General features: G+C 36.9%; 15 protein-coding genes and 1 riboswitch. Of the genes, 3 read left to right on the forward strand and 12 right to left on the reverse strand.

Annotated features, from left to right (window positions below):
• Positions 1-79 precede the first annotated feature (79 nt).
• From hpf to ON15_RS04490, 3 genes are all read right to left on the reverse strand, one after another.
• Complete coding sequence (gene hpf, locus ON15_RS04480; RefSeq protein ID WP_010580283.1) at positions 80-634, reverse strand: ribosome hibernation-promoting factor, HPF/YfiA family; 555 nt, start codon at positions 632-634, stop codon at positions 80-82.
• Positions 635-744: 110 nt separating this feature from the next.
• Complete coding sequence (locus tag ON15_RS04485; protein ID WP_010580284.1) at positions 745-1,431, reverse strand: ComF family protein; 687 nt, start codon at positions 1,429-1,431, stop codon at positions 745-747.
• Positions 1,400-2,746, reverse strand: a complete 1,347-nt coding sequence (locus ON15_RS04490; protein WP_010580285.1) for a DEAD/DEAH box helicase — start codon at positions 2,744-2,746, stop codon at positions 1,400-1,402. The genes ON15_RS04485 and ON15_RS04490 overlap by 32 nt, the downstream gene beginning before the upstream one ends.
• A 44-nt stretch (positions 2,747-2,790) precedes the next feature.
• Between ON15_RS04490 and ON15_RS04495 the strand changes: the two genes are divergently transcribed.
• The gene (locus ON15_RS04495) at positions 2,791-3,435 is read left to right on the forward strand and encodes a YigZ family protein (protein ID WP_010580286.1); all 645 of its coding nucleotides are present in this window, start codon (positions 2,791-2,793) and stop codon (positions 3,433-3,435) included.
• Positions 3,436-3,498: 63 nt separating this feature from the next.
• On the opposite strand, the gene ON15_RS04500 is transcribed toward ON15_RS04495, so the two are convergent.
• From ON15_RS04500 to groES, 4 genes are all read right to left on the reverse strand, one after another.
• Positions 3,499-4,587 carry a glycosyltransferase family 4 protein gene (locus ON15_RS04500; protein WP_010580287.1) on the reverse strand — a complete coding sequence of 363 codons (1,089 nt, stop codon included), beginning with the start codon at positions 4,585-4,587 and terminating at the stop codon, positions 3,499-3,501.
• A gap of 112 nt (positions 4,588-4,699) precedes the next feature.
• The gene (locus tag ON15_RS04505) at positions 4,700-6,559 is read right to left on the reverse strand and encodes an APC family permease (protein WP_010580288.1); all 1,860 of its coding nucleotides are present in this window, start codon (positions 6,557-6,559) and stop codon (positions 4,700-4,702) included.
• 190 nt (positions 6,560-6,749) lie between these two features.
• Complete coding sequence (groL, locus tag ON15_RS04510) at positions 6,750-8,375, reverse strand: chaperonin GroEL (RefSeq protein ID WP_010580289.1); 1,626 nt, start codon at positions 8,373-8,375, stop codon at positions 6,750-6,752.
• Positions 8,376-8,425: 50 nt separating this feature from the next.
• Positions 8,426-8,710 carry a co-chaperone GroES gene (gene groES, locus ON15_RS04515; protein ID WP_010580290.1) on the reverse strand — a complete coding sequence of 95 codons (285 nt, stop codon included), beginning with the start codon at positions 8,708-8,710 and terminating at the stop codon, positions 8,426-8,428.
• Between the two features lie 175 nt (positions 8,711-8,885).
• Here groES and ON15_RS04520 point away from each other — a divergent pair, with 175 nt between their 5' ends.
• Positions 8,886-9,533 carry a CPBP family intramembrane glutamic endopeptidase gene (locus ON15_RS04520; protein ID WP_010580291.1) on the forward strand — a complete coding sequence of 216 codons (648 nt, stop codon included), beginning with the start codon at positions 8,886-8,888 and terminating at the stop codon, positions 9,531-9,533.
• Positions 9,534-9,535: 2 nt separating this feature from the next.
• Here ON15_RS04520 and ON15_RS04525 read toward each other — a convergent pair whose 3' ends face one another.
• On the reverse strand, positions 9,536-10,183 hold the full coding sequence (locus tag ON15_RS04525; RefSeq protein WP_010580292.1) for a redox-sensing transcriptional repressor Rex: 648 nt from the start codon (positions 10,181-10,183) through the stop codon (positions 9,536-9,538).
• A 234-nt stretch (positions 10,184-10,417) separates the two neighbouring features.
• On the opposite strand from ON15_RS04525, the gene ON15_RS04530 reads away from it, so the two are divergent.
• On the forward strand, positions 10,418-12,361 hold the full coding sequence (locus ON15_RS04530) for an ABC-F family ATP-binding cassette domain-containing protein (RefSeq protein WP_010580293.1): 1,944 nt from the start codon (positions 10,418-10,420) through the stop codon (positions 12,359-12,361).
• Positions 12,362-12,435: 74 nt separating this feature from the next.
• Here ON15_RS04530 and tsaD read toward each other — a convergent pair whose 3' ends face one another.
• The 4 genes from tsaD to ON15_RS04550 all read right to left on the reverse strand — a co-directional run bounded on the left by tsaD (position 12,436) and on the right by ON15_RS04550 (position 15,430).
• Complete coding sequence (gene tsaD / locus ON15_RS04535; protein WP_010580294.1) at positions 12,436-13,464, reverse strand: tRNA (adenosine(37)-N6)-threonylcarbamoyltransferase complex transferase subunit TsaD; 1,029 nt, start codon at positions 13,462-13,464, stop codon at positions 12,436-12,438.
• The gene (rimI, locus tag ON15_RS04540) at positions 13,464-14,021 is read right to left on the reverse strand and encodes a ribosomal protein S18-alanine N-acetyltransferase (protein WP_162255767.1); all 558 of its coding nucleotides are present in this window, start codon (positions 14,019-14,021) and stop codon (positions 13,464-13,466) included. The genes tsaD and rimI overlap by 1 nt, the downstream gene beginning before the upstream one ends.
• The gene (tsaB, locus tag ON15_RS04545) at positions 14,008-14,742 is read right to left on the reverse strand and encodes a tRNA (adenosine(37)-N6)-threonylcarbamoyltransferase complex dimerization subunit type 1 TsaB (RefSeq protein WP_010580296.1); all 735 of its coding nucleotides are present in this window, start codon (positions 14,740-14,742) and stop codon (positions 14,008-14,010) included. The genes rimI and tsaB overlap by 14 nt, the downstream gene beginning before the upstream one ends.
• A 163-nt stretch (positions 14,743-14,905) precedes the next feature.
• Positions 14,906-15,430: a folate family ECF transporter S component gene (locus tag ON15_RS04550; RefSeq protein ID WP_010580297.1), complete on the reverse strand. Its 525-nt coding sequence runs from the start codon at positions 15,428-15,430 to the stop codon at positions 14,906-14,908.
• Between the two features lie 39 nt (positions 15,431-15,469).
• A riboswitch (THF riboswitch) is annotated at positions 15,470-15,566 on the reverse strand.
• Positions 15,567-15,600 lie beyond the last annotated feature (34 nt).

The raw sequence follows: 15,600 nt of genomic DNA on the forward strand, positions 1-15,600 counted from the left end.
TAAATCAATTTAAAACTATAATATAAAAACAAGCGATAAAATAATCGCTTGTTTTTCTCTATTCTACTTAAAGATCAGCCTAATCTTCATTTGCCTCAATTAAACCATATCGTCCATCATTCCGCCGATAAACAATATTAATTCCATTAGTTTCGGCATCCTCATAGATAAAGAAATCATGTCCCAGCATATCCATTTGTAAGATTGCTTCTTCGCTATCCATTGGTTTAAGTGAAAAACGCTTGGTTCGAACAATATCAAACTTCTTGTCGGCTTTTTCCTCATTTTGAGCAGGAGCATTAGCCGTTTCCAGCCCTTTAAATCCTTTTTCGCGAGATTTGCGATTAATTTTTGTTTTGTATTTGCGGATCTGTCTTTCAAGTTTATCAGTTACTAAATCAACACTCGCATACATATCAGGTGAGGTTTCTTCAGCACGCAACACTAAATATGGAAGTGGAATAGTTACTTCAACTTTAGCAGTTTTATCTGAATAAACTTTTAAATTTACGTGGGCAGTTGAACTCGAAGTATCTTCAAAATACTTTTCTAATTTCTTCAACTTTTTTTGAATATAAGTGCGAATGGCTGCAGTTACTTCAATATTTTCTCCACGGATACTGTACTTTAACATAACAAACCTCTCCTTTCACAACTGGCATTGTTGGCAACTTTATTAGGTTGCTTTAATGCTACTTCTATTATAAAGGAAAGCGTTCTATTAAACAATTAATATCTTTAAATTCATCTTGCTAATGTCAGAGATTTAATTGAACTGACACCAGCATTTTGCAATACTTTACTAGCATGATAAAGGGTTCTTCCTGTTGTATACACATCATCTATCAACAGACAAGCTTGTTGTTGCAGATTCAACTGTGGTTTTAAAGTAAATGGCTGTGGTGAAGCCAAACGCTGACGACGTTTCTTGTGCGACTGTGAATCTTTGGAAAAATCTGGTTTAACTGTTAAGGCGGCCAGATAATCAATTCCCTCCAAAAAGCCTTCGACTTGATTAAAGCCTCTTTGTTGCCAAGTAGTTGCTGAAACAGGAACTGGAATTATAACTCTTTTATTTCCCAGTTGCTTAATTGCTTGTTGAATTCTCCTTTGAAAAATTAATCTCAGCTGATAGTCTCCTCGAAATTTATATCTTTCAAAAAAATTTTTCATTGGCAAATTATAGCAAAAAAGTGCTCGATTATTCAAAAGCTGCCGTGAAGAATTTTTAATCCAGCATTGACAGTCTCGACATAGTTTCCTAACTGATTGTTTACGTCCGCATCCAGGACACGCTGTCTGTGGATCAATTGGAACAAACAGTTGTCGACACGTTTGACAAAGATATTTCTCGTGGCTAGCAAAGTCAAACAGCCATTCAAATAAATTACTTTCAATACTATTTTGCTGACAAAAAAGACAAATTTTCATCGCTTATTTTTTCTCCCTCTTGATTTAAAAATCTGATTTGTTTGACTGCCTTTTTAATTGCTTGGTTAAGCATTGAACAAACAAAGATAACATCTCCAGTTGGCCGTTTTAAACTGCGCCCTGCTCTTCCAGCAATTTGGACTAATGATTCCTCATGAAAAACCTGTTCATCAGCACCCAAGATAACAACATTTAATTTGGCAAAAGTTACCCCTCGTTCTAAAATAGTTGTCGTGATCAAAAGCTGATATTTTTCTCGTCTCATTGTTTGGACCTTTTGTTCGCGTTTTTCATCACCAGCATAAACTGAAGAGAATGCTAGATGTGGAAAATATTTTTTGACTGTTTTTTCAATTTCAACCAATAGTCTGATTTCCGGTGAAAAAATCAGTACTGGTAAACCAGCTTTAAACCAATCTTCTAAGATTTTAAATAACCGGCGATCTATCTGACAACGCAGTAAGTCCCGCCGCCAATTTGGCAAAGTCATGATTTGTGGAACAGGCAATAGATGTCCATGAAATCTTAAGGGCAAGTAACCACAAACCAGTTTGTGCTGCTTAATCTTGGTTAGCAACTGTTTGGTTGGTGTTGCGGTTAACAATAATAATGAACTGATCCGCTTGCGTGCTTTGGCAACTGCCATTTGCAACAATTGATTATTAACAAATGGAAAAGCATCGACTTCATCAATAATCAACAAATCAAAGGCATGATAAAATCGGATCAATTGATGCGTCGTACAAATTACTAACTGGCTATAATGATATTTCATTGGACTGTTGGCATGTAATAAAACAATTGAAGTTCGATCAAAGGCTTGCTGCAAACGGGGAAAGAGTTCATTGCAAACATCAACTCGAGGCGTTGCAATACAAATACGTTCTTTTTTTTTGATTGCTTCGCTAATTGCTGGAAACATAATTTCTGTTTTACCTGCTCCCGTTACGGCCCAAAGCAAGAATTCCTTTTTGATAGCAGCTTGTTCTTTTAAAACTTGTGCACATTTTTGCTGCAGTGGTGACAGTTTACCTTGCCAAGATAACGGTTGTTCGTTAATCGGAAATAAATTAGGTTCCGGAAGCGTGTATAATAAATCATGTGATGTTAAACGACCAAATTGTAAACAATACGGGCAATAATCAACTCCATTGGGTAAATGAAATTGTTTTTTAGAAAAAGTTTGCTGGCAACGCTGACAATAAAGTAACTTACCATTAGTTTTTATTGCTGGCAGCTTAGTAACTTGCGGAAGCGTTAAATCAGTCGTTGCTTGAACAGTTACCAAGCGACCATAAAAATCTGAAATTTTCATATTTTTCCTCCACGACTATAACTACGCAAAGATGGTGATTTTAATTGGAAAAACCTTTTTTATTATTAGCTAAATCAGCTCAGGCTCAACAGACTATCAAAAAATCGATTTTTATTGCCTACGTCAGTCCAGCAACTTCAAAAATGGCGGCTTTGAAGTTTATTGAAGCAATTAAGCAACTTCATCCCAAAGCTCGCCATCATTGTTACGCTTTTTTAATTGGCGAACAAGATCAAATCCAACGTGAAAGTGACAATGGCGAACCGGCAGGCACTGCTGGCGTTCCAATTTTGGAAGTTTTAAAAATGGAACAATTACATAATGTTGTTGCCGTAGTTGTTCGCTATTTTGGCGGTATCAAATTAGGAACAGGAGGATTAATTCGTGCTTATAATTCAACTACTAGTTTAGCAATTACTGCCGCCGGAATTTGTCAGCGTGTCAAAGTCAGTCAATTTAAATTATTGATTGATTACCGTCAATTAGCTATCCTGCAGCATTTTTTAGCCCAACAGCAGATTAAGATCAACCAGATCACTTACAAAGAAAACATCACCCTTAGTTTTTCGGCGCCCGTATCGCAAGCAAAACAATTAAAAAAAGCTATCATTAATTTGTTAAATGCTAGACTAACTTTAACTATTAGTGATGATGGCTTTGAAAAAATACCATACCAGTCTGAAAAGTAGCAATTGTTCAGACTAATTGATAATAAATAAAGGAGCTAAGCAATTAACAATTACTCAGCTCCCTTATTTTTTCCCATTGTGATCAATTTTAAATAACCGCCCAATCCAGTTGATCAACGGTCTCCGCTGACTACCAACTAATCCAATTGACTCTACAAATAATTCTAAACCAAATAGTGTTGCCACAGTTAATAAGACTGATCCCAAAACATTTGAAAACGGATAGAGCAAGGCAATGAACGAAAAAATCAGCGCAATTCCATAAATTACCAATACTGTTTGCGTGTGGCTTAAGCCAATCTCCATTAGGCGATGATGCAAGTGATGTTTGTCAGCTTGAGAAATCGGCTTTTTATTCAAAATTCGCCGCAAGATTGCATATACTGTATCGGTAATTGGAACACCCAAAATAATTACCGGGATGACGATCGTAATAAAGGTCGCATTTTTTAAACCATACAATGAAAAAACTGCAATCATAAAGCCAATAAACAAAGCCCCTGTGTCACCAAGATAGATTTTAGCCGGATGGAAATTATACGGTAAAAAGCCTGCAATTGCTGCAACCAGCGTAAACATCATGATTGATACATATGTTCCAGCAACATTTAAAAACAAGTAGCCTGTTATGCCGCTAGTTGCTAGGGCAATTATTGCTACTCCTGCTGCTAAACCATCCAGACCATCAATCAAATTAACCGCATTCGTAATTGCTAAGATCCAAATCACTGTAACTGGTAAACTTAACCACCCTAATTCAATGCTACCTAAAAAAGGTAGTGTTAAAGTTGTCATCTTAATGCCGCACAAGAAAAAAACAACCAAAGCGGCCAAAGTTTCTCCAATTAATTTCTGTCTGGGGCTCAATTCATAAATGTCATCAATGATACCAGTTGCTAAAATTACAATTTCTGCAACTAATAAAGTCCATAATTGTTGTGTTGGATACTGCTGACGCAATAAGAAAAAATTTACAAAGTTAAATGATAAAAAAATTGCCAGTCCACCCATTGTTGGCATAGGAATTTTATTAACTCGTCTTGCATTAGGATTATCAACGGCCCCGATTTTAAAAGCCAATCTGCGCACGAGCGGAGTTAAAACAAGAGAAAGCACTCCAGCCACAATTAATGACGCAATTATAGTGTACATATGCCGTCCTCTTTCTTTTAAGATCTCAAAGAAGAACCCTTGCCGGCTTTAATTAGAAAACCCGCTCTTAAGCTCATTATGCTTCATTATACCATAGTTGACAAATCAAGTTTTACTCATTCAAAAATCTGCTAAGCGGATTATTTTTTAAATGATAACTATAGGTTGCAACAATAATATTCTCACGAGAATTCAAAACAGCTCGCAAACGCAGACTTGTTTGGTTATGCAAAATATTCTGCCATGGTTTCCGCGGAACAAATTGCGGGACCAAAACTGTTGTTGAATAATTTTTTTCTCGAGAATTCTTGGCAATTACATCACAGAAACGTAAAACCGGCCCGGCTACCGAACGATAGGAAGAATGCAAGTCAACAAATCGCACATCTGGAAAAGAATCTTTAAACTCCTTAGCCGTCTCATGTTCTTTTTTAGGATTAGTATCAAAAGAAACGTGCATGGCAATCACATAATCGCCAATCGAACGTGCATAGTTAATTGCTCCTGTCGTGACATGAGTTACCGAACTAACTAAAACAATCACAGTTGCTCCATTATAATCATGCAGTTTAGCCTGTTCATTATTTAAACGTAATTGAGCTGCAACCGTTACGTAATGATCATGAATCTTATAAAAACCAAACAGCAAAGCAGGCATAATAATTAGATATGGCCAAACATTAGTAAAGTGCAACCAGAATAAAAAGATAACCAAAGCTAACGAAATGACCGTTCCCAACAAATTAATCAAGGCATTAATGATCCAATTTCGACCGCGCTCGCGGAACCAGTGAATGATCATTCCTGATTGTGATAGAGTAAATGGCACAAAAACACCTACCGCATACAACGGAATTAATAAATTAGTTTTACCATGGAAAATAAAAATCAAAACAATTGCTCCAACAGCTAACGAGATGACGCCATTTGAATAAGCTAAGCGATCACCTTTATCCATATACATATGAGGCATAAACTTATCTTTAGCTAAATTATAAGCCAAGATTGGAAAAGCTGAAAAACCTGTATTAGCAGCCACTGCCAAAATCAAAGCCGTTGCTAACTGCAACAAGTAATAAAAAATTCCTCTACCAAAAACTGTTGAACCAATTTGCGACAAAACTGTTTCATTAGAATTAGGCATAATTCCTAAATAGTAGCTGAGAAAAGTTACCCCAGTCAAAAATGTTCCCAGTAAAACTGCCATAATTGCTAGTGTATTGGCAGCATTTTTACGCTTTGGCTTTTTAAAATTAGGAACCGCATTACTAATTGCTTCAACACCAGTTAAAGAAGACGATCCGGCTGAAAAGGCTTTTAAAAATAAAATCATCGTCATCCCAGGAACCGTGCTACCAACTGCCGCGGCGGCATGATAAACTAATTTGCCAGCCAATATATTGTAAGTACCCCAGCCAATCATTCCAATCAGAATAATTACAAAAGTATAAACCGGAATTGTCAAAAAAGAAGCCGAATCCTTCATGCCACGAAGATTCAAAGTCATAATAAACAGAACAATAACAACCGAAATTGCAATACTATAAGGTCTTAACAACGGGATCGCCGAAGTAATCGCCTCTGTTCCTGAAGTTACAGAAACAGCCACTGTCAGCATATAATCAACTAACAATGAACCACCGGCAATTAGGCCGGTCCCTGTTCCCCAATTTTTGGTAGCGACCACATAAGCGCCACCACCAGACGGATAAGCATGAATGATCTGTCGATAAGACATCGTAATTGCAAATAACAAGACCAAAACAATTGCCACCGCTGGTAGAGTATACCAGGTAGCCGCTGCTGACAAAGCAAATAAAACTGTCAAAATTTGTTCAGTGCCATAAGCTACTGAAGATAAGGCATCTGAAGACAATAATGCCAAGGCTTTAAATTTCGTTAAAGCTTGACCACCTTCATCGGTAGTTTTAAGTGGTTTGCCAATCAGCAAACGTTTTAGATAATGCCACATTCAATCTTCTCCCTTGACTATTCAGTTCGTAATAAAAAGCTAAACAACCAAGATTTTTTCAATCTTTCTTTTTCCTTAACAAACAATCTATCACAAATTTAAATCAGTTGCACCTTTTATTAAAAACAAAAAAGCTAAGGCTGTTAACCTCAGCTTCACTCAAAAATAATTTTTTAATAAAACTAATTAATTACATCGCACCGTTCATGCCATTTACACCAGCAGGACCATTATCTGGAGCCTTTGGTTCAGGCTTATCAGCAACTACTGCTTCTGTAGTTAACAATAAAGCAGCAACACTAGCAGCATTTTGCAAAGCTGAACGGGTTACCTTAGTTGGATCAACTATTCCAGCATCAACCATATCCACCCACTGGTTGGTAGCTGCATTATAACCAATACCTTGTTTTTGAGTTTTAAGTTTTTCAACAATTACTGAACCCTCAAGGCCTGCATTTTCAACAATTTGACGTACGGGTTCTTCAAGTGCACGTTTAACAATATTGATTCCAGTTTGAACATCGCCACTTTCCTTCAAGCTAGCAACATCCCCAATTACGTCAACTAAAGCAGTTCCACCACCAGGAACAAAGCCTTCTTGAACAGCAGCCCTGGTTGCATTTAAAGCATCTTCAATTCGATATTTGCGCTCTTTCAATTCAGTTTCAGTTGCTGCACCGACTTTTACAACTGCTACGCCACCAGCTAATTTAGCTAAGCGTTCTTGTAATTTTTCACGATCAAAGTCAGAAGTTGTTTCACTAATTTGTTTTTTGATCGTTTGAACACGTTCAGCAATCGCATCCTTATCGCCCGCGCCTTCAACAATCGTGGTCTTTTCTTTAGTGATCGTTACCCGACCGGCTGAACCCAATTGATCAAGAGTAGTATCTTTCAATTGTAAACCAAGATCATCAGTAATAACTGTTGCGCCCGTTAAAGTTGCAATATCTTGCAACATTTCTTTGCGACGATCACCGAAGCCAGGTGCCTTGACAGCAACTACATTGAATGTTCCACGGATCTTATTTAAAACAAGAGTTGGCAAAGCTTCACCAGTTACATCATCAGCAATGATCAATAATGGGCGGCCTTGTTCAACGATTGATTGTAACATGTTTAAAATTTCTTGAATGTTAGAAATCTTTTTATCGGTTATTAAAATATATGGATTTTCAAGGTCGGCTTCCATCTTATCATTATCAGTTACCATATATTGTGATAAGTAGCCACGATCAAATTGCATTCCTTCAACTACATCAAGCGAAGTATCAATTCCCTTTGATTCTTCAACAGTGATAACCCCATCATTACCAACCTTTTCCATTGCATCAGCAATCAATTTACCAACTTCTTCGTTAGCAGAAGAAATTGAAGCAATCTGAGCGATATCACTCTTTGATTCCACCTTATGAGACATTGCATGCAAACCATCAACAGCTTTTTTAGTTGCCAATTCAATTCCTCGACGAATTCCAACTGGGTTAGCACCAGCCGTCACATTCTTCATGCCTTCATTAACAATTGCTTGGGCTAAAACTGTTGCTGTTGTTGTTCCATCGCCGGCTACATCATTGGTCTTAGAAGCAACTTCTGAAACCAATTTAGCACCCATATTTTCAAAATGATTATCTAAATCAATTGCTTTAGCGATCGTAACACCATCATTAGTAATTGTTGGTGAACCATAAGACTGCTCTAAAACAACATTCCGCCCTTTAGGTCCTAAGGTTGACTTAACTGTATTTGCCAGTTTGTCAACTCCAGCTAACATTTTTGTTCTTGCATCTTCAGAAAATTTAATTTCCTTTGCCATTAAAAATTCACCTCATCAAGTATTTTTAAAATTTTCAAGTATTTAAAACTCTATTCTACGACAGCAACAATATCTTTTTCGTGAACTACCAGATAATCCTTGCCTTCATATTTAACTTCTGTGCCAGCATACTTGTCAAAAACAACTGTATCACCAGTTTTTACTGACAAAGCTACCTTTTCCCCGTTATCAAGTACGCGACCATCACCTGTAGCAACAATCTTACCAGTTTGTGGTTTCTCTTGGGCGTTACTTGCTAAGACAATACCGCCGACTTTCCTTTCTTCTTCTTTCTGAACTTCTAAAATAACGCGATCTCCTAAAGGTTTAAGCACTTTGTATCCCTCCAATTTAATTATGCTTTTAGCACTCGATGTTCCTAAGTGCTAACCACAATTAATACTATAACCACTTCAATTAATAATTGCAAGCATTTATCACTCACTAACTGAAAGTGCTAATTTTATGCTATACTGTTCAGAAGTAAGTTGAGATAAAGGAGCTGCTAACATGACTTTAAAAAAGAACTCGCTTTGGCTACTGATCGGATATTTAGTAATTGTCAGTCTTTTTTCATTGATAAGTGTTTTTTTTAAAACTAGTTCAATGCTCTATACACTGTTAAGTTTAACTGCAGTTGTTGGAACCTTGATCTTGTTGTACTTTAATTATCAAAAAGCCCGCTATCGCAACTGGCTGGAAAAAAGCCCACGTCCCTGGTCAATTAGTTTATTGATAGTTCTGGGAGGCCTGTTAGCCATATTAGTTGCTCAGCGAGTTTGCTTGTGGATCGAAGCCAATTGGCTGCACCAGTCTATAGTTTCACAAAATACGGCAGCCATGTTAACCATTATTTCACACTATCCAATTTATTTATTGTACGTTGTGTTAGCAGCACCAATTATGGAAGAACTAATATTTCGCAAGGTATTGTTTGGCAACTTGATTACAATGGTCAGCCCTATGCTTGCTGCCTTAATTTCTTGCTTGCTTTTCAGCATTGTTCATGCAGACGGTCACTATTTAACTTACACGGCAATCGGGGCGATCTTGTGCTTAATCTATTATTTAACTGGACGAATTCAAGCCTCAATGCTGACTCACGTTTTAATGAACTTAGCAATCGTCTTGCTTAACATTTGGTCTTTGCTCAAGTAAGCTCAGGCTTCAGTATCATGTGAGCCAAATTTATCAAGGAAATAAATTAAAGTCTGTAGTTCATTAGTTAAATCTACATTTTGAACTCTAACGGTATTTGGCACGGTGATTCGCATTGGCGTAAAGTTTAAAATCCCCTTGATCCCGACTTCGACTAACTCATTAGTTACTTTCTGTGCAACACTAGCTGGAACAGTTAAAATAACAATTTTAATTTGCTGTACAGTCAATTGTTCTTTCATGTCATTCATATGATAAATTGGTACACCGCTTTGAATCGTGCCAGTGATATCTTCATTAATATCAAAAGCTGCACTGATTCGAACATTATTGCTTTGATGAAAATTATAATTTAGCAATGCATGCCCTAAATTGCCAACCCCAATCAAGGCAACATTTGTCAATTTGTCTTGTTTTAGCGTCTTACGAAAGAATGATAATAAACTATTAACATCGTAGCCATAGCCACGTTTGCCTAATGCTCCAAAATATGAAAAATCACGGCGAATGGTTGCTGAATCAACTTTGACAGCATCAGCAAGTTCTGTTGAAGAAACCCTTTTTTTACCAGCATCTGACAAAAAATGTAAATAGCGATAATAAATTGGCAACCTTTTAGCAGTTGCATGTGGTATTTTAGTATTTGGCATGAATATTGTCTCCTCATTATCAAATTTTTTCGATTAGAATTATCGCTCACTTAATTTATTGTGAAAATAAATTATTAACTCTTTTCACAATAATTAAAGCACGCAATCATTGATTTTTTCTACTTTATGCTACACTAAATTATATTAAGTTGCAATTAAAATAGGAATCTTTGAAAAAATTCACAAATTAAAAACTAATTTTTCACAATAGGCAAGATTTTAGGAAGTGAAAATATGATTTTATTACAAGTCCAACAAGTTGCTCGCCAGTTTGGAGCCGCGGTTTTATTTAAAAAAGCTAACCTGGATATTCAAGAAAACTCACGTATTGCTCTCGTTGGTCGAAATGGAATTGGAAAATCCACTTTATTAAAAATTATCATTGGTCAAAATGCGCCTGACGAGGGACAAGTAATCAAAACGAAGGATTTAACAATTGGTTATTTAGCCCAAGATACCGGTCTAGAATCTGCTAATACTATTTATGAAGAAATGCTGTTGGTTTTTCAGCCACTACAAAAGCTAGAAACCAGGATTCATCAACTTGAACAGCAAATTGCTACTCGCCAGGATACTGACTCTGAAGACTATCAACGGCTTTTAAATCTGTATGATCAATTAATGCATGACTTTAAAGAAAAAAACGGCTATGGTTATCAAGCAGAAATTCGCTCTGTCTTACATGGTTTTAGATTTTTTGAAGAAGATTACAACAAAAAAATTGCTAGTTTATCTGGTGGTCAAAAAACACGATTAGCTTTAGCCAAATTGCTTTTAGAAAAGCGTGATCTTTTGATTTTGGATGAACCAACTAATCATTTGGACATTGATACCTTAAATTGGCTCGAAAATTATTTACAAAGTTATACCGGAGCTTTATTGATCGTTTCACATGATCGCTATTTTATGGATAAGATTGTCAATGAAGTTTATGAATTGACCCCACAAGGAACAGTCCATTATCCTGGCAACTATACAAAATATGTTCAGGAAAAAAAAGAACGGCTTTTACAAGAACAAAAAGCTTTTGCTAAGCAACAAGCAAAAATCAATAAGTTAGAAGACTTTGTTAATCGCAATCTAGTGCGGGCATCAACTACTAAACGCGCTCAAAGTCGGCGAAAGCAGTTAGAAAAAATCCAACGACTGGAAAAACCGCAAGTTAAATTAAACGGTCCTCGTTTTGCTTTTCAAAGCAATCATGATAGTGGTAATGTTGTTTTAAAAGTTAATGATTTAAAAATTGGTTATAATGACCAAGCAATTTCCGGGCCAATTAATTTTGAATTGCGTAAACACCAAATCATAGCAATTGTTGGTCCTAATGGGGTAGGAAAATCAACATTTCTAAAAAGCATCCTCGGCAAGATTCCAGTAATCAGCGGTGAATGCCATTTTGGAGCTCAAGTAGATCCTGGCTATTACGACCAGGAGTTAAAAAACCTTCATGATCAAAAAACTGTCTTAAACGAAGTCTGGGATGATCACCCAACCATGCCAGAAACGGATATTCGGTCAATCTTAGGCAGTTTTCTTTTCAGTGGAGATGATGTTCTAAAAAGTGTTCATCAATTGTCTGGTGGTGAACGAGCGCGCTTATTACTGACTAAGTTAGCTTTAAATCATCATAATTTTCTCTTATTTGATGAACCAACTAATCATTTAGATATTGAAAGTAAAGAAGTTCTAGAGGATGCTGTGCTTGATTTTGACGGAACGGTGCTTTTTGTCTCACATGATCGGTATTTCATTAATAAAGTCGCAACTACTGTCTTAGAAATAACTCCCAAGGCCAGCCAATTATATCTAGGAAATTATGATTATTACTTAGAAAAGAAATCTGAACAACAATTATTAGCTCAGCAAGCAGAAAATAAAGAACTAGCTGCGACAACCTCAGCTGCTAATAATTCAGCTGCCAGTGAATATCAGCGCAGTAAGGAAACTCAAAAAACCAAACGCAAGTTAAAGCGCGAGATCAATCAATTGGAAACTCAGTTAGAGAAGCTAGAACAGCAGGCAACTGTGATTCAACAACAGATGGCAGCACCAGCAAATTATTCTGATCCAGAAAAAATCAAAGACTTGCAAGCAAAATTAACTGAAAACTCCTCTCAACAAAAACAAGCTGAACAAGCGTGGGAAAATAAATCAATTGCTCTAGACGAGCTGCAGTAAAAACATTTTTTTATTACGTCTAATAATGTAAAAGAGGTTGGAAAAATTTCCAACCTCTTTTATTACCAAAATTTCTATTTGATCCAATCGAATTCTAGACTTGGAACTGCATTGAGATTTAAATCTGCCCGTTGCCCACCTTTCCAGGCTACATAGCCAGCTGCACCAATCATAGCTGCATTGTCACCACACAAATTTAACGGTGCCTGCAAAAAATCAACTTGAGGAAATTGCTGCATCGTTTGGGTGAAAGCGGTTCGCAATCCCGTATTAGCCGCCACTCCGCCAGCTAAGATTAATTGTTTTACGAAATATTTTTTCAAAGCCTTGGCAGTCTTGCCAATCAGGACCTCAATGACACTCTGTTGGAAACTGGCAGCCAAATCAGCTTGATCAAGTTCTTGATGCAGTTGTTCAGCGTGGTGAACCGTATTAATAAACGCACTCTTTAAACCACTAAAACTAAAATCAAAATTTTCTTCATTAAGCATTGCCCGCGGGAAATTGAAAGTATCCTTTCCTTGATGAGCCAATTCATCGATTTGCTTACCAGCCGGGTAAGGAATCCCCATTACTCGACCAACTTTATCATAAGCCTCTCCGGCAGCATCATCGCGCGTTTCACCAATAATCTGGTAACAATTAACTTTTGGCAGATAAACTAATTCAGTATGACCGCCGGAAACCAAGAGTGCTAAAGCAGGAAATTTGATCTCACCGGCAAATCTGGCAGCATAAATATGTCCTGCCATATGATTAACCGGAATCAACGGCAAATGATGCGCAAAAGCGACAGCCTTAGCAGCTGTGACTCCTACTAATAGGGCTCCTACCAGACCTGGGCCATATGTAACAGCAACTGCACTTAAATCATCGTAAGTTATCTGCGCACGCTGCATTGCATCAGCCAAGCAGATTGTAATTTGTTCAATATGATGGCGACTGGCAACCTCAGGAACAACTCCACCAAATCGTTTTTGGCTGTTAATTTGGGTTGCAACAACATTGGCTAAAATCCGTTTGCCATTTTCAATTACAGCGACACTCGTTTCATCGCAGCTTGATTCAAAGGCTAGGATTAAGTCTCTTTTTTCTTTTTTCATTATCCTTTAGTCTTCCTTTTAACTAAATACTTCATGACCACTGCATCCTCTTGATTCGACTGATAATAACTTTTGAGGGTTCCAATCACTAAAAAACCAAACTTTATATAGAGTCTTTGTGCAATCAAATTACTTTTTCTGACTTCTAAACTTATCGTTCGATAGTTATTTTGGCGTCCTAATTCTTCAAGACTGGCTAATAAATTAGTTGCTAAGCCTTGCCGCTGAAACTCTTTAGCAACTGCTAAATTTGTTACATGGATTTCCGCTTTGTGCAGATAGAATTCTGCTCCAATAAATGCTACCAGCCGATCCTGAAATCTTAGGAGCAAATAAAGTTTCTGCTGAGTATTTTTTACTTCTGCTTCAAAAACCGAAAAGTTCCAAGCTATTTCAGCAGGAGCAACCTGTTGGCGCAACGCCAGCATTTCTGGGATATCTGGAACTAAAGCATGGCATAACAAATATTTTTGGTTATGAATATAAAGTATGTGGTTGCTAAAAGCTGGGATTGGTCTTTTTCGATCATGAAAGATCAGCGATTTAAAATTTTTCAACAAGTGGCTCATTTAATTTCTCCTGATGCTTGGCTAACCATTGTGTTTCTGCTTGCGTTAAACGCAAATATGCTGGAACATATGCATGAATATTTTCCAATGGCTGCTTTTTTCTACCTAACAAGCCCAATTGATATGCTTGCGGATAATCTAAAATTCCTGTTGTCCAGCTCAGATCTTTTTGCGGCAAATTTTTTTGTAAAAAATCACCAAATTTATGAGCAGCGCCACCAACAAAAATTATTTTTGAATAAACCGCTAAAATTTCGACCAATTTAGTTAGAGCCAAGTGCTGATCAGCAACTAAATTAACTAATTGTCCTTTCGAATAACTATAAACACCTGCAAAAACATTCTGGCGCCGTGCATCAAATAACGGAACAATGACTGTTTGAGAATCAATCGAAGTCATTGGAGCTGCTAGGACCGCTAAGCTTGAAACACTGACTAATTCCTTTTTTAAAGTAAACGCCAGCATTTTAGCAGCTGTTCCACCGATCCGCAGTCCAGTATAAGAACCCGGCCCTTGGGCAATTACAATTCGATCAAGCTGATCGGGTTTCAATTCTGCCTGAACAAGCAGCTGATTAATCACTGGAAATAGTAAAGTACTATGATCCTTTTGCTGATTATTCAAGGTAACAGTTGCTAATAAATTTTCATCTTTTAATAAAGCAACACTCAAAGGCTGGTTTGAAGTGTCAATTGCTAAAATGATCATTTGAGTTATCCTTTCCGTTTTACTTCCGTGAATTATCATATCACATTTAGCTATGATTTAATTACCGAGTTTGGGCTAGCTTAAATCTTTATTAGCTTAAAAATTAGCTTTTCAAGCAAAAAGCCGGAATAATAATCATTCCGACTTTTAATAAAATTAGTAATCAAATTTTATTTTTCAAATAAAGCAAAGTTTGATTTTTGCTGATTAATTTTAAAACTATAAACTGAATCGGCAACATCAATAATTCCTTAAATGCTCTTAACGGAAAAATCGCCATAAACGAAACATGATACAGTATCATCAGCCACCAGGTATTTAGCAAACTATCAATGACAATCAAATTAATCAAAATAGCCACTAATAAACGCCAATTAGTAATCTCTTTTTGATAAAAGAAAATTCCATAAACTAGGCCAGCCAAAGCAGCTGAAATCGTAAAGCCAACGAAGTATCCTCCCTGACCGCTACTCAATAGCGTCCCAACAATATCAGCACATCCGCTCGCTAAAGCTGCTAACACAGGACCAAACCAAGCAGCCATCAAAAAAGTAACCACAAAGGTAAAACTAATTCTGACTGACCAGATACCAAAAGACAAAAACTTGGCAACAATCAAATTTAGTGCCACCAATAATCCAAGCAACACAATATTTTTTGTTGTCAAGCGCGAAACAAGACTATTCATTTAGACATCTCCCTAGATTGGAGCTGCCACAAAATTAATTGCGGCGAATGCGAAAATAAAATCGCAGGATGATTCCTTTCGTCTGGAAAACACATTCCGTCCTTCCAGCACTTAACGCTTTATTTCCTACCCCGAAATTTGTACTTAAGTACCTCACTAGTATACCACAA

This window comes from Liquorilactobacillus vini DSM 20605, assembly GCF_000255495.1.
Classification (GTDB): Bacteria; Bacillota; Bacilli; order Lactobacillales; family Lactobacillaceae; genus Liquorilactobacillus; species Liquorilactobacillus vini.